Origin of the sequence: Streptomyces sp. NPDC001985, assembly GCF_040296845.1 — a bacterium.
Classification (GTDB): Bacteria; Actinomycetota; Actinomycetes; order Streptomycetales; family Streptomycetaceae; genus Streptomyces.
On sequence record NZ_JBEOYB010000038.1, the window covers coordinates 56,092 to 76,326 of the forward strand.

Genomic DNA, 20,235 nt, shown 5'->3' on the forward strand with positions numbered 1-20,235 from the left:
TCCACCCCAGGAGGCCGGTACCACGCCGTACAGTCGGACGCGTGCACTCAGCGACGAGAAGAGCCCCCGCCGGGCTGGTCACGGTTACCGGGAGTTCGGGCCGGGTCGGAGCGGCCCTGGCCGAGGCACTGGACGCGGCCGGCTGGGTGGTGCGCGGCGTGGACCGGATTCCCGGCCGCTGGACGAGCGTCGTCGGAGATCTGCGCGACCGGCCCGTGCGACTGGCCGCGTTGCGGTCGGCCGATGTCCTGGTCCATGCCGCCGCGCTGCACGCCCCCCATGTCGGCCGCCTGGCCGATGAGGAGTTCCGAGCCGTGAACGTGGACGCGACCGCGGGCCTGCTCGACGACGGCCGCACCGGCGCCCGGCGGGTTCTCTACATCAGCAGTACGAGTGTGTACGGACACGCCCTGGAGCCCACCGACCGGGCTGTCTGGGTGGACGAGCAGCTCACACCGCTCCCCCGGGACATCTACGACGAGACCAAACTCGCCGCGGAGGAGCTGGTCGCCGGCTGCGCCGTCTCCTCGGTCACGCTGCGCATAGCGCGATGCTTTCCGGAGCCGCTGCCGGTGCGAGCCCGCCACCTGCTCCACCGGGCGGTCGACCTCGCCGACGTGGCGGCGGCGGGGGTCCTGGCCGTGGCACACCCCACCGTCACCGGCAGGTTCAACATCTCCGGGCCGCACCCGTTCCGGCGCGAGGACTGCCGTGCCCTGTCCCGCGACGCGGGCGCGGTGCTCGCCGAACGGGTTCCGGACGTCGTCCGGGCATTCCGCGACCAGGGGTGGCCGGTGCCCGGTCGCCTGGACCGGGTGTACGACTCGACTGCCGCGACGAACGCGTTCGGTTACCGGCCCGTTCGCGGAGTCCGGCAGCTGCTGCGCGATGCCGAGGGCGGTCCGGGCGTGAGTGACCGGACGGCTCGGCTCGGCCCGCCCTCGGCGACTTCCGTGGAACCAGCGTCGTGAGACGCCGCTCCCGGCCGTCCCGCCGAGCTGCCGGGCACGGCGGTGAGGTCAGCCCGGCCGGGTGGTGATCTCCCGGCGCGCGGCGTCCCAGACCTCCTCGAACTCCTTGGACGTCAACTGCCGCGGATCGTGTCCCTCCCACTCGGGGACGGGGAGTTCGGCTGTGAGCCCGAACCTGTCCTCGTACGCGCGCAGCCGGTTTCGCGGGAGCAGCGCATCCACGTGGACGCCGCACCCTCGGTTCCGTTCATCGCCACACTCTTCCAACCAGCGGACGACCGGCGGGAACGCGGCTACAGGTCCGAGAGCCAGGGATGTCCCGGGTGTACGCGGGCGAGCAGCCCGGCCAGGGTCGCGCGCTGGGCCGCGGTCAGGTGCGGGACGGTCGCGGCGAAGTCGGCTTGATCCTTTGGGCGGGTGTGCTTGGCCTTGAAGAGCAGTACCAGTTCGGGGATCAGATAGGGGATGCCGTCCGGAGAGCGGTGGATGATGTCGCCGTAGGGAAACCGGACCGTCTCATCGCGTCCGCAGATCCAGGTGTCACCATCGTGCGGTTCGCGGAACACGTCGAGCAGATAGTCGCCGGTGGCCGGATCACGCAGCCAGGTCTGACGCACGGCGGCCAGCGCCTCCGCTCCGGCGTTCTCCCAGATCCGGCCGCCGCCCGCCGCGTCGAAGACGTATCCGGGGAAGCGGCGGCGGACCCCGGGGAAACTCGCGGCCGGGATCGCGATCTCGATGTCTCCATGAGCGCGCGTCCGCTCGCCGCGGAACAGATCCAGCGCCCAGCCCGCGGCAACGTACCAGGGCGTGCCGATCCCGGCCAGCCGCCGCGCGACCTCGGCCGGGGTCCAGCAGGATGACCACCGGTGGTGGAGGGCCTCGGTCTCGTCGGGGGACAGTTCGATGCCTCCGCCGGGGAGCTGCTCACTCATCGCGGGAATCTATCAGCGGACTCGAAGGCCCCCGGCCGTGGTCGATGAGGAACACCGGCGACGGCGGTGGACCGAGCACGGGCGCGGCGGGCGCTGTGCGGCTCGCGGAGGCGCATCCGGCTCCCGGCGGACTGCCCCCGCGCCGACGGGGCGGCACTTCCCGGCCCGGGGGACACGACGGCTGCCGGACAGGAACGCGGAGCACCTCCGGCGGGACGCGGACTCCCCGTCCCGCTGACCGGGGTCCGGCGCCGGACCGGAGCCCGGCGGATGGTGGAATCGGGGCGGTGCGCTGTTGCACCTGCCGTAGCGGCATGTGGTGTCGTCGAGGCACCACCGCACGAAAGGCCCCCTCCGCGATGTACCCCTTCATCACACCGCCCCGCCAGGTCAGGATCGGCGCCGCTGCCGCCTTCGCCGGGACCACCCCGCGCGCTGTCCGCCACTACCACCAGATCGGTCTGCTGCCGGAACCCGAGCGGGGCGGGGACGGCCGCCGCCGGTACGGCTACGACGACATGGTCCGCCTGCTGTGGATTCGCAGGATGGCGGAGGTGGGCATCAGCCTGGACGACATGCGGACCGCCTTCGACGACTCCGGGAACATCGAGGAGACCCTGGGCCGGCTGGAGGAGTCGCTGGCCGCCCGGGAGAGCGACATCAAGCGTCAGAGGGCGGCCGTCGAGCGCCTGCGGGCCGTGGGCAGTCCGCTGGGGCTGCTCTCCGAGCCGGTGACGGACCGGCTCGGCCACCTGCCCCGTGGCGCACTGCGCGCCGCCGACATGGAGGCCCTGCTGATCACGGAGCGGATCTTCGGGCCGCTCGGCTCCGCGATACAGGCCGGCCTGTACATCGTGCTGGCCACCCACCCCGGGCTGCGGGCCGAGCAGGACCGCCTCGACGAGGCCGAGGCCGCCCTCGACGACGGCGTGGACCCCGACGACCCGCGCGTCGAGGACCTCGCCGTACAGCAGTACACCCACCACCAGGCCCTCCTGCGGGCCATCACGGCGGCCGGGCTGGACGCCGGCGACGACGAGCTCTTCGAGACCTACGAGGCCGACCCGGCGGAGGAGGAGAGACGGATGAGCGCCGTTGAGGCCGTCTCCACCATGCCCTACGACTTCTCGCCCGCCCGGATGCGCTGTATGGAACGCGTGGCACAGCTCATCGGCCAGGACGACCGCGCGGACGGCTGACCGCCCGTGCGCGGCCCCGGCCCGGGCGCCGCCCGCCGTCGCACCGAGGCCACCGGCGGGTCGCATGTCCCCCACACCGATGATCGGCTCCTGCGATACGGTGCGGTGATGAAGTTCCTCGCTCTGTGCGGAAGTTTACGTGCCGGATCGTTCAACGGGGCTGTGATCAGAGCGGCGGCGGAGCTGTGCCCGCCGACCGCGCGACTGGACATCGGTCCGGATCTGGGACAGCTGCCCTTCTTCAACCAGGATGTGGAGCGGCGGGAGCTGCCGCCCGAGGTGCGGGAGCTGCGTGAGCGGTGCGCGGCGGCGGACGGGCTGCTGATCGCGAGCCCGGAGTACGCGCGCGGCACCTCGGGTGTGCTGAAGAACGCGCTGGAGTGGCTCGTGGGCGGCGGGCAGCAGGTGGGCAAGCCGGTCGTCCTGGTGACGGCCTCGACCTCGATGCAGGGCGGCGACCGGGCGCAGGCCTGGCTGGCGGAGACCCTGACGATGATGCAGACCACCGTGCTCCCCGAGAATCTGCGCATCGGACTGGCCGCCGCGAAGATCACCGATGGCCGGCTGGTCGACCCGGCGACCCGCGAGGAGTTGCGGGCGTGCCTGTCCGCGCTCTCCCGGGCGGCGGGCGCGGCCCGGGAGAGCGCGGTCGGCTGACGGCTCCGGCCCGGTCAGCCGGTGACCGGGCCGGCGCCGTCACCGAAGGCGACGGGGAGTGCGGCCAGCGCCCGCGACACCGTGGACGGCCGGTACACCGGCTCCCCGTCCAGCCGCAGCCCGGGCAGCGAGGCGAAGACCAGCGGTACCGCGATCCTCGCCTCCAGCCTGGCCAGGGGCGCCCCCACGCAGTGGTGGATGCCGTGGCCGAAGGCGAGGTGGCCCCGGTCGCCCCGGGCGCTGTCGAAGGACTCGGCGTCCGGGAAGCGCGCCGGGTCCCGGTCGGCCGACGCGACGCTCAGGGCGATCGCCTCGCCCGCCGGGATGGTGACGTCCCCGAGCGTGACCGGGACCCGGGTGAACCGCCAGATCGCGTTCTGGATCGGGCCCTCCCAGCGCAGCACCTCCTCGATGGCGCCGGGCCACCCGTCCGGTTCCGCGCGCAGCGCCGCCAGTTGTTCCGGGTGGCGGAGCAGGGCGAGCACACTGCTGCCGAGAAGGTTGACGGTGGTCTCGTGCCCGGCGGCGAGCAGGACGCCGAGCATCGCCACGAGTTCGTCCTCGGTCAGCCGGTCGCCCTCGTCGCGGACGTCGATGAGGGCGCAGGTCAGATCGGTGCCGCCGGTGCGCCGTTTGCGCCGGACGTGGTCGCCGAGGAAGGCGTGGAAGTCCTGGAACGCCCGCAGGGCGGTGTCCCGGCTGCCCGGGTCGTTGCTCATGACCGCCTCGGTCGCGCGCCGCAGCCAGTCGCCTTCCTCGGCGGGCACACCGAGGAGTTCGCAGATCACCTCCATGGGGAGCAGCGCGGCGAACTCGGTGGTCAGGTCGGCGCGCCCGGCGCGCGGTCCCTCGCGGGCGGTGAGACCGGCGAGGAGCCGTTCGGTGGAGCGCGCGATCCCCGGCGCGAGGGACTCGACGCGCCGGGGGGCGAACGCCTTGGAGACCAGGGAGCGCAGCCGGGTGTGCCGGGGCTGGTCGGAGACGAGCATGGAGTCCCCCATGCCGATGACCACGTCACCGGTGACGGGGACCCTCTCCTCCCGGTACGCGGTCCAGGCGGCGGCCATGTCCTTGGAGAAGGAGGTGTTGTCGAGGAAGATCCGCCGGCAGTCCTCGTAGCGGGTGACGAGCCAGGCCTCCACCCCGCCGGGGAGGGTGACCCGGTGGGCGGGGCCGCTCTCCCGCAGGGTCCGGTAGACGGGGTACGGGTCGGCGACGAAGCCGGCGGTGAAGAGGTGGGCTCGGGGGTCCGGCCGGTGTTCCATGCCTGAGCTGCTCCGTTCGGCGGGCGGGGTGGTGTCACCGGCTGTCGTCGCGGGCCGCGGGGGCGGCGGGCGGGTCGCCGGCGCGGGCGGCCAGCAGGGCGTCGGCGAGAGAGACGATGGTCGGGTGGTCCCACATGATGGTCGGATCGGCCTCGATGCCGAGGTGGTCCTCGATGTCGCCGCACATGGCGAGGGCGTAGACGGAGTCCAGCCCGTACTCGGCGAACGGAACCTCGTGGCGGATCTCGCCGTCGTACCGCGCGTACTCGGCGACGCGTTCGGTGAGCCAGGCGCGCAGCTCCTCGGCGGTGGGTGCCTGGGCGGGGCCGCTGGTGGTGGTGTCGGGCTGGGGCATGGGGGCCTCCGGTGGGTGCCGTGGTGAGGGGCGGGGTGGGGACGGTTCGGTGCGGCCTCAGGCGCCGGTCGGGTGGCAGCCGAGGTCGAAGGTGCGGCCCGCGGCCTCACGGCGGACGAGTTCGGCGTAGAGGGGCTCGGTGAGGTGCGGGGGCAGATGGTCGCGGTGGCGTCCCTGGTGGGCGTCGAGCCGGTGCAGGGCGGCGAGCACCCAGACGGGGTCGGCGAGCGGCCCGCCCGTGTCGTGGTGGTGCCACAGGCCGATGCAGGCGGAGGCGGCGAGGATGCCCGTCCACCGTTCGGCGAGGGCGAAGCCGTGCGCGGGGGCTGTGGGCGCGAGGTGCTCGGGGCGCAGGTCCCGGCAGTCCGCCGCCAGTGCGGCGAGTTCGGCGGTACGGGAACGGGCCGCGGCGCCGATGTCCCCTTCCGGTGTGCCGTCGGGGGCGTGGCTCGCGGGGCCCGAGGTGAGGGAGCGGGCGAGCGGGTCGCGGCCGGACGCGGTGACGGCGAGGGCGTCGAAGCGCAGGGGCGGCAGGGGGTCGGCGAGCCGGAAGGTGGCGGCGGGGAGCGGTTCGGCCCCGGGGTTGGTCCAGGTGCGGCGGGCGACGAGCGGGAGCTGTGGCAGCAGCCCGGCCAGACAGGAGGCGCGGGAGGCGTGCCCGAACGACGAGGGCAGTCCGTCGCGGAGCAGTTTCTGGAAGAGCGCGTGTTCTCCGGTGCGCAGATAGAACTGGGACCCCATGAGCTGTGAGAGCCGGTGGACCGCGGACATGAGGATGCGCGGGACCAGGGCCTTGACGGCGGAGGAGGGGATGGCGGTCCGGGCCGGCGCGGTGTGCGCGGCCCGGGCGGCGACGGTGAGGAAGGCGTCGGCGAGCAGCAGATCGGCGAAGGACTCGGCGAGCAGGGTGCGGGAGAGCGGCAGATCGGCCGCTGTCCTGCCGTACAGGGGGCGGCCGGTGGCGCAGCGCAGGGCGGTGCGGATCGCGGAGTCCAGGAGCCCGGCCGTCATGCCGGGCAGGGCGATCCGGGTGAGCTGGAAGGAGCGCAGGGCGGTCTCCAGGCCGAGGCCCGGGGCGCCGATGACGCTGTCGGCGGGGACCGGGCAGTCGGTGAACTCGACCCCGCCGAGCGGGACTCCGCGCATGCCCGTGGTGCGGAAGCGGTCCAGGTGCCGGACGCGGTCGGCGGGCAGGGCGGCGGTGTCGAGGAGGAGCTGGGAGTGGCTGCGGCTGCCGGATGCCCGGCCGGTGCGGGCGAAGAGGACGACGGTGTCGGCCCGCCGCAGATTGGCGATGACCTCCTTGCGGCCGTTGAGGAGCAGGGCGGTGTCCGGCGGCGGGGCGGGCAGCGCGGTGACTCCGGCGCGGCCGAGATCGTTCCCCTGGGCGAGTTCGTGGTAGGCGCAGGCGGCCGTGGAGCCCGACAGCAGGGCCCGGGCGAGATGGGCGCGCTGTTCGGGGCGGCCGGCGGTCCAGACGTTGACGGCGGCCATGAAGGGGCCGGCGCCCCGGGCGAGGCCGAGGGCGGGGTCGCGGCGGTAGACGGTCCGCATCACGTCGATCAGTTGGTCGAGCCGGGTGAGCCGGCCGCCGAGGCTCTCGGGGACGACATGGGCGGCCAGGCCGTACCGGTCGAGCAGCTGTTCCCCGGCGGCGAGCGGCTCCTGGCGCTCGTCGGCGGCGAGGACGGCGCGGCTGCCGGTGGGGTTGCCGGGGTCGGCGGCGGTGCCGAGGAGCCGCTCCAGTCCGGCGACGGCGGAGCCGCCGTCCGCGGGGGCCGCGGGGTGGTGGGGGGCGGTGCTCACGGGGTGCCGGTCTCCTCTTCCGCGCCGGTCGCGCCCAGGGTGGCGAGCAGGTCCTCGTACAGGCCGGCCGGCGCGGGCTCGCCGCCGGGGGTGAGCAGGTCCACCGCGCGGGCCAGGGCGGCTTCCAGCCGGAGGGAGCCCTCGGTGCCGGGGTCGGCGGCGAGCCACAGGTGCAGGGCGGCGGCGCCCGCGAAACAGGTCTCGTACGCGCGGGCGAGCGCGAACGCCCCGGCCGGCAGCTCCCGGGCCGAGGGGCGTACCGCGGCCATCCGCTCCGTGGTGTCGTCGGTGAGCGTCCGCAGCCGCCGGGCCAGGGCCACGGTCCGCTCCGGGGCGGTGCGGCGGCCGTCGAGCCGGGTGGTGGCGGCGGCCAGTCCCTGGACGACGCTGCACCCGGTGCGGCTCATCAGGCGCAGCCGGGCGGGGTCGAGGCCGGGCAGTTCCGCCCGGGGGTCGGTGGCGGCGGCGAGTCCCGCCGCGTCGTGGCGCCCGGTCCGCTGGGCGCGGACGAGGACGGGGAACTGGTTGATCAGGGCGTTGCGGTTGACGGCCGTGCTGCCGTCGAAGATGGAGACGATCCGGTGGTCGCGCTCCAGCTTCTGGAACATGCCGTGGGCGTGGAGCCCGGTGAGGAAGCCCCGGGCGCCCAGGACTTCGGCGCAGTCGTCGATCACCGACTGGGCCAGCTCGGGCACGGCGGCCTTGGCGAGCGCCGACACCACACTCTGCTCGCCGGGCAGGGCGTGGGCGCAGCGGGCGGCGACCGTGGTGGCGGCTTCGGCGAGGCAGAGGGTGGCCGCGGCGGTGGCCAGGGTGTTCCGGGCGTGGGGCAGCCGCAGCAGCGAGGTGCCGTACAGGGCCCGGTTCCGGGCGAAGTCGAGGGCGAGGCGCAGGGCGTGCTCGCCGGCGCCGACCGAGAGCGAGCAGCAGACCGTACGGGTGAGCTGAAGGGCGCGGAGCACGGTCTCGGCGCCCTCGCCGGCCGCGCCGACGACGGTGTCGGCGCCGACCTCGGCCCGGTGGAGGGCGATGCCGCTGATGTCGGCGCCCCGGATGCCGTGGGTGGGTTCCTTGGGCAGGTGGCGGTGGTGTCCGGGGCCCAGGGTGTCCTTGTCGACGAGGAAGAGGGTGAAGCCCCGGGGGCCTCCCCGGGGATCGGTGCGGGCGAGCACGGTGCAGAACCGGCTGCGGGTGGCGTTGTTGACGGGCCACTTCACGCCGTCGAGGAGCCAGGTGCCCCGGTCGGTGGCGGTGGCGGTCAGCTCACCGGCGAGGAGGTCGCTGCCCCGGCCGGGTTCGGTCAGCCCCCAGCAGACGACCGCGCCGGCGAGGACCGCGCGTGCGAGGCCGCCGGCCTGTGCGGGGCCGCCGGACAGCCATACGGGCGCGGCGCCGAGGAAGGTCTTGCCGTGGGCGACGGCCGAGGTCAGATCGTGGCGGGCGACGGTGCGCAGGGTTTCCACCAGCTCGGGCAGACCGCCCCCGGCGCCGCCGAGTTCCGGCGGCACATAGGCGCGCGGGACCCGGAGGGCGTCGAGGAGGGCGCACTCCAGGTCCGGGAACTCCTCCCGCTCGTCGAGGCGGGCCGAGCGGGCCGGTGCGAGGGGCGCCTCGGCGCCGTCCTCGGCGAAGCGGGCGGCGATGGCGGATTCCAGGGCCGTGGGAAGCGGGAGGGCGCCGGCCATCGCCGGCCAGCGGGCGGGGGTCGCGGGGAGGGCCGGCGCACTCCCGGCTCCGGGCCCCGGCCCCGGCGCCGGAGCGGGGCCGGCGGGTGTCGCCGGAGCGGGGCCGGCGGGCACGGTCGGAGCGGGGTCCGCGGGCGTGGCCGGAGCGGGGCCGGCGGGCACGGTCGGAGCGGGGTCCGCGGGCGTGGCGGGGGCCGTCACGGGCGTTCCCGGAGGGCCGGGGCGGCGAGCACCGGATCGAGCTCCTGGTGGACCGGGGCGAGGGCTCCGTCGAGGAAGAGCCGGCGCATCCGGGAGCGCCGCACCTTGCCGCTGGAGGTCCGGTGGATGGTGCCGGGCCGCATCAGCAGCACTCCGGCGGCGTGGACGCCGAACTCCCGCAGCACGGTGCGGCGCATGCCCCGGACGGTCTCGGTCAGCTCCTCGGGGGTGAGCCGGCCCCGGATCTCGTGCAGGACCACGATCTCCTCGTGCGGGGCGGGAACGCTGAAGACCGCTCCGGCGAGGGTGGCGAGCGCGGGGTGGCGCAGCCGCAGCTCGTGCTCCAGGTCGTGGGGGTGGAGATTGCGCCCGTGGATGATCAGGAGGTCCTTGATCCGTCCGGTGACGAAGAGTTCGCCGTCGTACCGGGCGCCGAGGTCGCCGGTGCGCAGATAGGGCCCCTCTCCCCGGGCGGTGCGGGCGGCGAAGGTCTCGGCGGACGCCTCCGCGCGTCCCCAGTACCCCGCGCCGACGCTCTCCCCGCGCACCCAGATCTCGCCGGTGGTGCCGTCGGGCAGCTCCCGCGAGGTGGCCGGGTCGACCACGCGCACGTCGAAGTCGGGGGCGTCGGCGCAACCGACGAGTTCGCGTACGGGGCCGCCGGGCGCGGCGGGCCGGAGTTCGTCCTTCTCCAGCGCGCCGGGGTCAACGCGCCGGACGACCGGGGGCCGTCCGGCGCGGCCGGAGATGAAGACGGTCGCCTCCGCCATCCCGTAGCAGGGTGCCAGTGCCTCGGGCCGGAAGCCGGAGACGGCGAAGTGCTCGGCGAAGCCGCGCAGGGTGGACGCCTGGATGGGCTCCGAGCCGTTGGCCGCGAAGCGCCAGCGCGACAGGTCGAGCGCGGCGGCCCGCTCGGCGGTCACCTTGCGCACACAGAGCTCGTAGGCGAAGTTCGGCGCGGCCGAGTAGCCGAGCCCATGGCGGTCGATCATCGAGAGCCACTGGTGGGGGCGTTTGAGGAAGGCCATCGGCGACATCAGCACACAGGTGCTGCCCAGGAACAGCGCGGGCAGCAACTGCCCCATCAGACCCATGTCGTGGTAGAGCGGAATCCAGCCGCCGAACCGGGTGTGCTCATCGAGGCCCAGGGAACGGCGCAGGCTGTCGGCGTTGTGCAGCAGATTGCCGTGGCCGATCATCACCCCTTTGGGGTCCCCGGTGGAGCCCGATGTGTACTGGAGGAGGACCAGGTCCCGCGCGTCCACGGGCGGCTCCCGCCAGGCGGCGGCGTCACCGAAGCCGGGGGCGTCGCTGGCCTCGGCCCGCAGTCCGAGGCCCTGTTCGGTGATCCACCGCTGGACCTCGGGGAGCTGACCGGTGTCGGTGAGCGCGATCCGGGCTCCCGCGTCGGCCGCCATGCCCGTGGTCCGGCGCTGCTGGTGGGCGAAGTGACCGGGCATGGGCGAGGGGACGGCGACCACCCCGGCGTAGAGGCAGCCGAGGAACGCGGTGACGAACGGGAGCCCCGGGGGGTGCAGCAGCAGCACCCGGTCGCCGGGGGCGCAGTGCTCCTGGAGCCAGGAGGCGACCCGGGCCGCCTCGGCGTCGAGCGCGGCGTAGCCGAGGGTCTGTTCCCCGTCGGCGCTGTCGTGGTCGTGGACGAAGGTCACGGCGTCCTGACCGGGGCGCTCGGCCGCGTGGCGGCGGAGCAGACGCAGGGCGGTGGGGTCACGGAGCAGAGAACCGGTCATGGGGTGGTCCTTCGCGGGGCGGTGCTCGGAGGGGTCACGCGCGGGGCGGTGCCCGGGGGGACGGCGCCTCGCGGCGGGGGCAGATACCCGGTGGCGGCGAAGTGGGTGAGGAAGCGGTCGATCAGCTCGCGGTCGGGCGGCCCGCAGGAGATGCCGGAGCCCGTCAGCGCGGCCCTCAGGTTCGTGGTGGCGAACTCGGGCTCGCTGCCCCGGTAGCCGAGGTCCTCGGAGGGCGCCTCCTCGCCGAACAGCGGGAGGAAGCGGGCGAGTTCGTTCTCCTCGCCGCGCTCGACGGCGCCGGACAGCTCGCGGTACCAGTCGCGGTACGGGAGCAGGCGCAGCGGATAGCCGCACTCCCCGAGCAGTTCGACGAGCCGGTGCCAGCTGAGGGTGCGGGCGGCCGGGACGTTGAAGGCCGTTCCGTGCCACCGCCCGCCGAGTGCCACATGGGCCAGGGCGTCGGCGAAGAAGTCGACCGGGGTCAGCTCCAGGGTGACGTCGAACTCCAGGGCGGCGCCCAGCTGGACACAGCCCTTCAGTGTGGCGTTGAGGAAGGTGTCGGTCGAGCAGGCCCCGGTGGACTGCGCGCCGCTGACCTGGCCCGGGCGGTAGACGCATGTGGGGATGCCGCGCCGATGGGCCTCGGCCATCATCCGGTCGCCGACCCACTTGGTCTGCCGGTAGCCGCCGACCACTCCCTCGGGCGCGGTGGCCGCGTCCTCGGCCCAGTGGTGCCGGCCGGGGTGCCCCGGATAGACGGCGAGGGAGGAGGTGTAGTGGACCGGTTTGACGCGGTGCCGGGCGGCGAGCGCGAGGACCTCCCGGGTGCCCAGCACATTCACCGGCTTGAGGCGCCGGTAGGGCAGGGCGTAGCTGGACCAGGCCCCGTTGTGGACGATCATCTCGATGTCGCGGGCGAGCCGCTGATGGGTGTTCCGGTCGAGTCCGAGGTGGGGGCGGGCCAGGTCGCCGGGTACGCCGGTGAGCCGCCGCTCGTCGCCGGCGCGCCACACTCCGTACCGCTCCATGGCCGCGCGCACCCGGGCGATGGCCGCCGAGGGGCGGTCGGCCCGGACCAGGACGTGGAGATGGGCGTCGGAGCGGTCCAGCAGCGCGCGGAGCAGAAAGGCCCCGGTGTAGCCGGTGCCCCCGGTGAGGAGGACGCTGCGGTACGGTCCGCCGGAGGGCGGGGCCGCGCCGGGCTCCGGCGCGATGTCGGCGGGGAGTTCCGCGTCGGCGGCGAGGTCGGCCGCGGGGACGCTGCGCGGGTGGCGGCGGACGGTGTCCGGGGTGCGCCCGCCGCCGCCGAGCAGGGCGATGAGGTGTTCCACCGTCGGGTTCTCGAAGAACCGCCGCAGATTGACGCGGGCGCCGGTGTCGGCCCGCAGCCGGGCGGCCATCTGCGCCGCCGCGAGGGAGTCCCCGCCCAGTTCGAAGAAGTTGTCGCGCACACCGACCCGGGGTGCGTCCAGGACGTCGGCCCACAGGGCGGTGAGACGGAGTTCCTCGGGTGTCTCGGGCGGGAGGTGGGCGCTGTCCGGGGTGGCCTCGGCGGGGCCCCGGGCGAGGCGCCCCCGGTCGATCTTGCCATTGGGGAGCTTCGGCAGTTCGGGGAGGACCACGAAGCGCGCGGGGACCATCGCGTCGGGGAGCCGGGCGGCCGTGTGGGCCCTGATGTCGGCCCGGAACCGGGCCCAGGCGGCGGCGGACAGCGGGTCGTTGGCGGTCGGCGCGGAGGGCTGGGAGGGGAGGGAGGGCGCGTTCACCGTCGTTGCTCCTCGGGGTCCTGGTGGGCTGCCGGACCGGTGGACGCGGGAGTCCGGGCCGGTCCGATGACGGCGTCGAACTCGCCGGGCCGCCCGGACCGGGCGGGTACCAGCCGTACGGTGCGGCCGTGCCGCTCCCCGAGGCGCGCGGCGGCCTCGGGGTGCACGGCGCCGGGGCCGCCGGCGTCCCAGACAGCGCGCTCCAGGTCCCAGGCCGTGGTGTGCGCGGGCGGTTCGCCGCGGAGCAGGGCCAGCGCCGCCAGCGGGCGGGCGAGCCGCTCGTCGGGGACCCCGGTCAGGGTGAGGGCGCGATCGGCGGGGGTGCGGGCGAGCAGGGCGTCCAGCGCGCCGGTTCCGGTGCCGTCGGACGCGGTCACGGCCTCGCGCCAGCCGACGGTGCCGGTCCCGCCCGCCGGGGGCGGGTCGGTGGCGCGGCCGGGGCCCAGCAGGGTGACGTCCCGGCGGAAACGGGTGAGTTCGTTGTCGCCGTGGCCGCGCTTGAGGTCGATCCGTACGGTGACGGGGTGCTCCGCCACCGTGCTCAGCTCGTGGAAGAAGCCGGGGGCGAGGCAGAGTTCGCGTTCGTCGGCGAGGGCGCGGGAGGCGGCCGATGCGACGGCGCGGGCCGGGGTCAGCGGCGGTGAGCGGCGCAGCTGCACATCGGCGTGGAAGGCGTCGAGCAGGGTCAGATCCCGTACGTCGCCGATGAACACGGCCCCCGAGGGGCCGGCGACCCGGATCGCCTCGGCCAGGGCCCGGCGGAGATAGCCGGGGCCGGGGAAGTACTGGACCACGGAGTTGAACAGCACCAGGTCGGCGCTGCCGGAGGGCAGGTCGGCCAGGGCGAGGGCGTCGCCCTGGCGCAGGGTGACATGGCCGGGGAGCGGGCCGGACCCGCAGAGCGCGCGGGCCGCGGCGCGCAGGGCGGCCCCGGAGACGTCCAGGCCCAGGTAGGAGTCGGCGCCCGGGGCCAGCTCCCGCAGAAAGAGGCCGACGCCGACGCCGACATCGACGATCCGGCGGGCGTTCAGCGCGGCCACCCGGTCGAGGGTGCCGGTGAGCCACTCCCGCATCTCGTCCTCGGGGATCGGGGCGCCGGTGTAGCTGCTGAGCCAGCCCGCGAAGTCCCCGGAGCCGGCGGTGTCGGTGGCGGCGGAGTCAGTGCCGGCGGCGGGGAGGTCCGTGGGGGGTACGGGGCGGTCCGCGGGCTCCGGTGCGCCGTAGGTGTCCTCCCAGACCTCGCGCCAGTGGTCGAGATGGGCCAGGTGCGCGTCGTCGGTCGCGTGCGCGGCGGCGGGTGCGACATAGGCGACGAGTTCGGTCTGTCCGCCCGCCCGGTCCACGGCGACCACGGCGGCGGTGGCGACCCCGGGGTGGGTGGAGAGCACGCTCTCCACCTCGTCGGGCTCGACCCGGTGGCCGCGGATCTTGACCTGGCGGTCGACGCGGCCGAGGAAGTCCAGCTCCCCGTCGGCGCGGCGGCGCACCCGGTCGCCGGTGCGGTAGTGGCGCAGCCCGTCGTCGGCAGCGGTGACGAACCGCTCGGCGGTCAGCTCGGGGCGGCCCAGATACCCCTCGGCGACGCCGTCGCCGCCGATCCACAGCTCCCCCTCGGCCCCGATGGGCAGCTCGCCGCCGTCCGGCGCGCAGACGCGCAGGACGGCGTTGGCGACGGGCCGGCCGATCGGCACGGCGGCGCCGGGGTCCCGGTCCCGGTCGAGTTCATGGACCACGGAGTAGATGGTGGCCTCCGTGGGGCCGTATCCATTGAGGACACGGGTATCCGGCAGCGCGGTGAGCAGCCGCTGGGCCAGCCCGGAGGGGAAGGCCTCGCCACCGGCCATCAGGGTGCGCACGGACCTCAGCGACCGCAGGGCCTCGGGCTCGGCGGCGACGGCGGAGAGGAAGGACGGGGTCGCCTGGACCAGTGCGGGCCGGTGGCGCTCGCACAGACCGGTGAAGGAGTCCTCGCCGGGGTCCCCGTCCGGGTCGGGCACCAGCCGGTCGATGACGCGCTCGCCGCCGATGGCGACAGCGGCGCCACGGGTCAGGGGCCAGAGCAGTTCGAGGATCGAGATGTCGAAGGACACGCTGGTGAGGGCGAGGACGGTGGCACCGGGACCGGTACCGATCAGCCGGTCCATCCCGGCGAAGAAGTTGGTGAGGTTGCGGTGGAGCAGCACCGTTCCCTTGGGATGGCCGGTGGAGCCGGAGGTGTAGATCACATAGACCGGATCGCCGGGTCCCGCCGGGCAGTCGAAGGGTGCGGGTGAGCGGGCGGCGATCGGCCCGGCCTCGTCCTGGAGGCGTACGACGGGCCGGTCCCCGAGGTCCGGGATCTCGGCCCCCGGCCCGGCGAGCACACAGTCCAGTCCGGCGTCCCCGGCGATGTGGCGGAGGCGCTCGGCGGGGAAGTCCGGGTCCATCGGGACATAGGCGGCGCCGGTCCTGATCACCGCGAGCAGCGCGACCACGAGATCGGCGCCGCGCCGCACACTGACACCGACGCGGGCGCCCACGGTCGCGCCCCGCGCGCGCAGATGGCGGGCGAGCCGGTTGGCCCGGGCGTCGAGGGCGGCGTAGTCGAGGGTGGTGCCCCGGTCCAGCACGGCGACGGCGCCCGGCGTCGCGGCGGCCTGATCCGCGAACGCCCGGTGCGCGTGGACCGCGGTGCCCTGGACCGGGGTCGTCTCGTTCCACCGGCTCAGCAGCGCGCGTTCGGTCTCGTCGCGCAGGTCGCAGCCGTCCGCCGCCGCCGCGGGGTCGGCGGCGAACGCGAGCAGCGCCCGGGCGTAGTAGCCGGTGAGCCGGTCGCAGAACGCGGGGTCGAGTACGGCGGTGTCGCAGTCGAGCCACAGTCCGAGCCGGCCGCCGACGGGGTCGACGAGGAAGTTGACGGCCAGTGGGAAGTCGGTGTCCGCGATGCCGAAGCCGTCGAGTACCGCCGTGCCGGCTCCCCACTGCCGGTGGAAGTCCATGAAGTTGACATACGCGTCCGGGGCGGCGGCGGGGTGGTCGCGCAGGACCCGGGCGTAGGGGTAGCGGCGGTGCGGCGCGGTGCGGCGCTCATGGCCGTGGATCTGCCGGGCGAGTTCCCGCCAGGAGGTCCCCCGCACGGAGACCCGCAGCGGGAGGGTGTTGACGAAGACGCCGATCACCTCGTCGCCGCCGTCCTCGTCGAGACGGCCGTGGGCCACCGTTCCGGTGACGACATCGGCGCCGGGCGCGAGGCTGTGCAGAACGGCGGCGTGGGCGGCGGCCAGCACGGACTTCAGCGGCAGCCCCGCGGCACGGGCCGCGTCCGCGAGGCGGGCCGCGGTGCCGGCGCCGACGGGGACGTCGTAGCGGCGGTGGCAGGCCGTGCCGGGCTCCCCGGTGGCACCGGTGCGGGGCAGCGGGGTGGCTTCGGCGCCGGCCAGCTCCGCCTCCCAGAAGGCGCGGTGCCCGGCGTCCCCCGCCGCCGCTCGCTCGGCGGCCACGAACGCGCGGTAGGTGGACGGCAGCTCCGGCAGCCAGAGGTCCTCTCCGGCGCTGCCGGCCCGGTAGCGGGCGGCGATCTCGTCGAGCATCGCGGCGTCGCTGAATCCGTCGAGCACCGCGTGGTGCTCCACCACGCCCAGCTGGAACGACTCCGCTCCGAGCGGGTGGGCGGTGAAGGCCAGCAGCGGGGCCGACGCGAGGTCGAACGCGCGGCGCTTGACGCGGTCGGCCCAGGCGCGCAGGCCCTCGTCCCTGGCCTCGGACCCCGCTCCGTACAGCGCGCGGTCCACCTCCACTCCGACGGCGACCTCGTCGTGGACGAGTTGGAGGGGTTCGCTGAAGCCGGTCGGGTGGAAGGAGGTGCGCAGGGCGGGGTGGCGGCGGACGGTGGCGTCCAGGGCCCGCCGCAGCACGGCCTCGTCGAAGGGCAGACCGATCCGGACGCTGGTGACGACCCGGTAGACCGAACTCCCGTCCTCGTATCCGCCGTGCAGGAGCATCGCGGTCTGCATACTGCCCAGCGGATACGCGTCGGTGAGGCCGGCGGGCAGCGCGGCCCGGTCGGCGGGGTCGAGCAGCGAGAACGGCCCGGCCCGGCCGGCCGCCGGGGCCGTGGGGCGGGTGCGCCGGGCGAGGGCCCGGACCGTGGGCGCCTCGAAGAGGTCGGCGACCGGGAAGGTGAGCCCGCGCCGCTCCAGGGCGGTCCGCATCCGGATGCTGAGGATGGAGTCCCCGCCGAGCGTGAAGAACGAGCGGTCCAGGTCCACGGCGTCGCGGCCCAGGACCTCCCGCCATGCCTCCAGGACCAGGCGCTCGGCCTCGTCGGCCGGTTCCCCGGCGGCGGGCCGGGCATCGTTGTCGGGCGGCGGCAGGGCGGCGCGGTCCACCTTGCCGCTGGGCAGCGCCGGCAGCTCGCCGAGGACGACGATCCGCGAGGGGACGAGGGGCGCGGGCAGTCGCTCACGGACCTCGGCGAGCAGCGCGGCCTCGGAGACGGCGCCGCCGGGGGCCGCCGGCGCCGGCACCACATGGGCCAGCAGCTGCCGCTCCCCGCCGGGTGACCGGGGCGCGGTCACCACGGCCTGGGCGACGTGGGGCAGGGCGAGGAGCGCCGCCTCGACCTCGCCGGGCTCGACGCGCTGTCCGCGTATCTTGAGCTGCTGATCGATCCGGCCGTGGTACTCGGCGACCCCGTCGGGCCGCAGCGCGGCCAGGTCCCCGGTCCGGTAGAGGCGGCCGAGGAGGGGGTGGCGGATGAAGCGGAGCGCGGTCTCGTCGGGGCGGTTGAGATAGCCGGAGGCGAGTTGGACCCCGCCGATGTGGAGTTCGCCCACGACACCGAAGGGCACCGGCTCGCCGCCCGCGTCGAGCACGTACAGGGCGGTGTTGGCGACGGCCCGGCCGATCGGGACCGGGCCGGCGTCGTTCCCCGGCGCGCACGGCCAGTGGGTGACGTCGATGGACGCCTCGGTGGGTCCGTAGAGGTTGTGCAGGCCCGGGCCGTCCGGTCCGCCGTACACCGTGAAGAACTGCCGGACGGTGGCCGGGCCGAGGGCCTCACCGCTGCACAGCACCCGCCGCAGGGACGGCAGCCGCGCCGCCGCGGGCTCCGCCAGGAAGAGATCGAGCATCGGCGGGACGAAGTGCAGGGTGGTGATGGACTCGCGCCGCACCGTCTCGGCCAGGGCGCGCGGGTCCCGGTGCTCCCCCGGCGCGGCGAGGTGCAGGGCCGCGCCGGTGAGCAGCGGCCAGAAGAACTCCCACACCGATACGTCGAAGGTGTACGGCGTCTTCTGGAGGACCCGGTCACCGGGGCCGATGCGGAACTCGTCCTGCATCCACAGCAGCCGGTTGACCACGCCCCGGTGCGGCACCGCGACACCCTTGGGTGCGCCGGTGGAGCCGGAGGTGTAGAGGACGTACGCCGTGTCGCCGGGGCCGGCGACGGCGGCCGGCGGCCCGGACTCGGGCAGTGCGGGCAGCACCTTGTCCACGGGGACGACCTCGGTGCCGGGCCACTCCGCGGAGCGCGGCCGGGTGGCGAGATCCGCGCTGCTGAGCACGGTGCGCACGGCGGCGTCCTCGATCTGGAACGCGATCCGGGCGGCGGGCAGCCCGGGGTCGAGCGGCAGATAGGCGGCGCCGGACATCAGTACGGCGAGCAGGTCCACGACCAGGTCGGCGGAGCGCTCCTCGTGGACGCCGACGACCGAGCCGGGGCCCGCTCCGCGTTCGCGCAGATGGCCGGCGAGCCGCCGGGCCCGGCCGGTCAGCTCCCGGTAGGTCAGGGTGCCGCCGGCGGCACTCACGGCCGTGGCGTCGGGGGTGCGGGCGGCCTGCCGCTCCACCAGTGCGTGGAGGGACAGCTCCGCCGTGGCGTACGCGGTAGCGGGGCCCCGGCCGGCGCTCAGTACGGCGTCGCGTTCGGCGCCGTCCATGAGGTCGAGCCGGTCCACCGGCACCCCGGGGTCGCGCAGCGCGTGGCGCAGCAGGGTCAGCAGGCGCCGGGTGTGGCCGGCGAGGGCCCCGGGCGCGTACCGGGCGGGGTCGGCGTCGGCGACCAGCCGGACCCGGCTGGTGCGGGCGTCGGTGAAGAAGTCCAGCTGGAGGTCGTGGACCGGTCCGGAGGAGAGGTGGTGCGCGGGGCTCGGCGCTCCGGCGAAGGAGAGGCCGGTGTCGAAGGTGACCACGTTGACGGTGGTGCCCGCGAGCCGCTCGGCGCTGCCGGACATGCCGAGGTCGCGGCGGAGTTCCTCGCCTCGGTACCGCTGGTGGGTGAGGAGCCGTCCCAGGGTCCCCGCCGTCCGGGCGACGAGGTCGGCGAAGGAGGTACCGGGTGCGGCGGTGAACCGCACGGGCAGTTCGTTGGCGAGCATGGCGGGCGTGGCGCGTGCCGCCGGGGTCTGCCGGGCGGTGACCGGCAGGTTCAGTAAGGTCTCCGCGCGGCCGGTGACCCGGCACTGGTAGGCGGCGACCGCGGCGATCAGCAGCGCCGAGGGCCGGGCGCTCAGCCGGTGGGCGGCCTCCCGGAGCAGCGCGAGGTCCGGTTCGCCGAGGTCGGTGGCGTGCCGCAGCAGACTGCGGGCGGCGTGGGTCCGCTGCCCGCCCAGGCTCACGGGCTCGGGCCGTTCGGCGAACCGGCCGAGCCAGAAGTCCCGGTCCCGGGTGTGCGCGGCCGAGTTCTCGTACGCGGCGGCCTCGGCGACGGTCTCCCGCAGGGGCCGGGCGCGCGGCGGCGGGATCTCCGTGCCGGCGGCGAGCGCGGTGCAGATCTCGGCGATTCTGCGCAGATGGAGCGTCTGGCCGTAGCCGTCCATGACGATGTGGTGGTAGCGGAGATAGAGCAGACGGGTGCCGGGGGCGACCGTGATGAGGACGTGGCGCGCCAGGGGCCCGTCGGTGAGCGACGCGGCCTCCGACTGGTCCGCGCGCATCCAGGCCTCGGCCGCGGCCATCGGGTCGGCGGCGGTGGTGGTGTCGAGGAGCTCCAGGGGGTCGGCGGGGGTGGGGTGGACCGTCTGGACCGGGGTGGCGCCGCCGGGGCCGTCACGGTCGTGGAACCGTACGCGCAGTGCCTCGGCCTCGTCGACCGCCCGGCGCACCGCCCGGCGCATCAGCTCCGGGTCGATGCCGCCGGGGAGCTCCAGGTAGCTGCCGCAGTTGTAGCGGGGGCTGCCGGGGTCGAGGTGCTGGGCGGTCCACACACCGAGCTGGGCGGCGGTCAATTCCAGGCATGTCGGATCGGCACTGCTGGGCATTTGCTTGATCACTCCCCCGGGGGCGGAACATTCGCGCTGCTGCCATGGCGTTGGTGCACCGGGTCGACGGCTCTGTCACCCGACCGGACGTGATCCTTCCTAATAGATGCGTGTAGTACACCTCAAGGGGATGACGGCAATCTGGCGGCGAAGCCGCGCGATGGGGCTTGATCCCTACCTTGCGCAGCCGAAAGGGCATCGGCCCATGTCGTGGCCTGTCGAGCGTCGCTCCGGTGAGCTGCGCCGTTCCGCGCGCGGGTGCATCACGCCGCGATGACATGGCCGCCCCGCCGCCGTCGGACGGCCCTCGGTCCCGCCGCCGGTGTGCGGCGCGGACCGCGCGGACCGGGGGCCGGCCGCGCTCGCGCGGGCCCGCCCGGCGGGCGGTGGCCGGTGCGGGCGGACC

12 protein-coding genes are annotated in these 20,235 nt (G+C 75.2%); 3 read left to right on the forward strand and 9 right to left on the reverse strand.

Going from position 1 to position 20,235, the window contains the following annotated elements; translation table 11 throughout:
• The first annotated feature begins 41 nt into the window (after positions 1-41).
• Positions 42-971, forward strand: coding sequence for an NAD-dependent epimerase/dehydratase family protein (locus tag ABT122_RS18820; RefSeq protein ID WP_351552972.1), 930 nt, complete (start codon positions 42-44; stop codon positions 969-971).
• A 48-nt stretch (positions 972-1,019) separates the two neighbouring features.
• Here ABT122_RS18820 and ABT122_RS18825 read toward each other — a convergent pair whose 3' ends face one another.
• Both ABT122_RS18825 and ABT122_RS18830 read right to left on the reverse strand, forming a co-directional pair.
• A complete protein-coding gene (locus ABT122_RS18825) occupies positions 1,020-1,283 on the reverse strand; it encodes a hypothetical protein (protein WP_502976161.1) in 264 nt (87 codons plus the stop codon).
• The gene (locus tag ABT122_RS18830; protein WP_351552975.1) at positions 1,265-1,906 is read right to left on the reverse strand and encodes a nucleotidyltransferase domain-containing protein; all 642 of its coding nucleotides are present in this window, start codon (positions 1,904-1,906) and stop codon (positions 1,265-1,267) included. The genes ABT122_RS18825 and ABT122_RS18830 overlap by 19 nt, the downstream gene beginning before the upstream one ends.
• 359 nt (positions 1,907-2,265) lie before the next feature.
• Between ABT122_RS18830 and ABT122_RS18835 the strand changes: the two genes are divergently transcribed.
• Positions 2,266-3,105 (forward strand): MerR family transcriptional regulator, encoded by an 840-nt coding sequence (locus ABT122_RS18835; protein ID WP_351552978.1) that lies wholly within the window; start codon positions 2,266-2,268, stop codon positions 3,103-3,105.
• A gap of 108 nt (positions 3,106-3,213) precedes the next feature.
• Positions 3,214-3,762, forward strand: coding sequence for an NADPH-dependent FMN reductase (locus tag ABT122_RS18840; protein WP_351552981.1), 549 nt, complete (start codon positions 3,214-3,216; stop codon positions 3,760-3,762).
• Positions 3,763-3,776: 14 nt separating this feature from the next.
• Here the strand turns inward: ABT122_RS18840 and ABT122_RS18845 are convergent, their stop codons facing one another.
• The 7 genes from ABT122_RS18845 to ABT122_RS18875 all read right to left on the reverse strand — a co-directional run bounded on the left by ABT122_RS18845 (position 3,777) and on the right by ABT122_RS18875 (position 19,829).
• Complete coding sequence (locus ABT122_RS18845; protein WP_351552984.1) at positions 3,777-5,027, reverse strand: cytochrome P450 family protein; 1,251 nt, start codon at positions 5,025-5,027, stop codon at positions 3,777-3,779.
• 34 nt (positions 5,028-5,061) lie between these two features.
• On the reverse strand, positions 5,062-5,382 hold the full coding sequence (locus ABT122_RS18850) for an acyl carrier protein (protein WP_351552987.1): 321 nt from the start codon (positions 5,380-5,382) through the stop codon (positions 5,062-5,064).
• Positions 5,383-5,439: 57 nt separating this feature from the next.
• Positions 5,440-7,188, reverse strand: coding sequence for an acyl-CoA dehydrogenase family protein (locus ABT122_RS18855; RefSeq protein ID WP_351552990.1), 1,749 nt, complete (start codon positions 7,186-7,188; stop codon positions 5,440-5,442).
• Positions 7,185-8,873: an acyl-CoA dehydrogenase family protein gene (locus ABT122_RS18860; protein ID WP_351552993.1), complete on the reverse strand. Its 1,689-nt coding sequence runs from the start codon at positions 8,871-8,873 to the stop codon at positions 7,185-7,187. The genes ABT122_RS18855 and ABT122_RS18860 overlap by 4 nt, the downstream gene beginning before the upstream one ends.
• A gap of 197 nt (positions 8,874-9,070) precedes the next feature.
• Complete coding sequence (locus ABT122_RS18865) at positions 9,071-10,825, reverse strand: fatty acyl-AMP ligase (protein ID WP_351552996.1); 1,755 nt, start codon at positions 10,823-10,825, stop codon at positions 9,071-9,073.
• Entirely contained in the window at positions 10,822-12,591 is a 1,770-nt protein-coding gene (locus ABT122_RS18870; RefSeq protein ID WP_351552999.1) for a thioester reductase domain-containing protein, read from the reverse strand. Before ABT122_RS18870 ends, ABT122_RS18865 begins: the two co-directional genes overlap by 4 nt.
• Positions 12,588-19,829 (reverse strand): non-ribosomal peptide synthetase, encoded by a 7,242-nt coding sequence (locus tag ABT122_RS18875; protein WP_351553002.1) that lies wholly within the window; start codon positions 19,827-19,829, stop codon positions 12,588-12,590. The genes ABT122_RS18870 and ABT122_RS18875 overlap by 4 nt, the downstream gene beginning before the upstream one ends.
• Positions 19,830-20,235 lie beyond the last annotated feature (406 nt).

Excerpts from the sequence above, each read along its gene's own strand:
- ABT122_RS18830 (WP_351552975.1), bottom strand. The coding sequence starts at position 1,906 with ATGAGTGAGCAGCTCCCCGGCGGAGGCATCGAACTGTCCCCCGACGAG.
- ABT122_RS18835 (WP_351552978.1), top strand. The coding sequence starts at position 2,266 with ATGTACCCCTTCATCACACCGCCCCGCCAGGTCAGGATCGGCGCCGCT.
- ABT122_RS18840 (WP_351552981.1), top strand. The coding sequence starts at position 3,214 with ATGAAGTTCCTCGCTCTGTGCGGAAGTTTACGTGCCGGATCGTTCAAC.
- ABT122_RS18845 (WP_351552984.1), bottom strand. The coding sequence starts at position 5,027 with ATGGAACACCGGCCGGACCCCCGAGCCCACCTCTTCACCGCCGGCTTC.
- ABT122_RS18850 (WP_351552987.1), bottom strand. The coding sequence starts at position 5,382 with ATGCCCCAGCCCGACACCACCACCAGCGGCCCCGCCCAGGCACCCACC.
- ABT122_RS18860 (WP_351552993.1), bottom strand. The coding sequence starts at position 8,873 with ATGGCCGGCGCCCTCCCGCTTCCCACGGCCCTGGAATCCGCCATCGCC.
- ABT122_RS18865 (WP_351552996.1), bottom strand. The coding sequence starts at position 10,825 with ATGACCGGTTCTCTGCTCCGTGACCCCACCGCCCTGCGTCTGCTCCGC.
- ABT122_RS18875 (WP_351553002.1), bottom strand. The coding sequence starts at position 19,829 with ATGCCCAGCAGTGCCGATCCGACATGCCTGGAATTGACCGCCGCCCAG.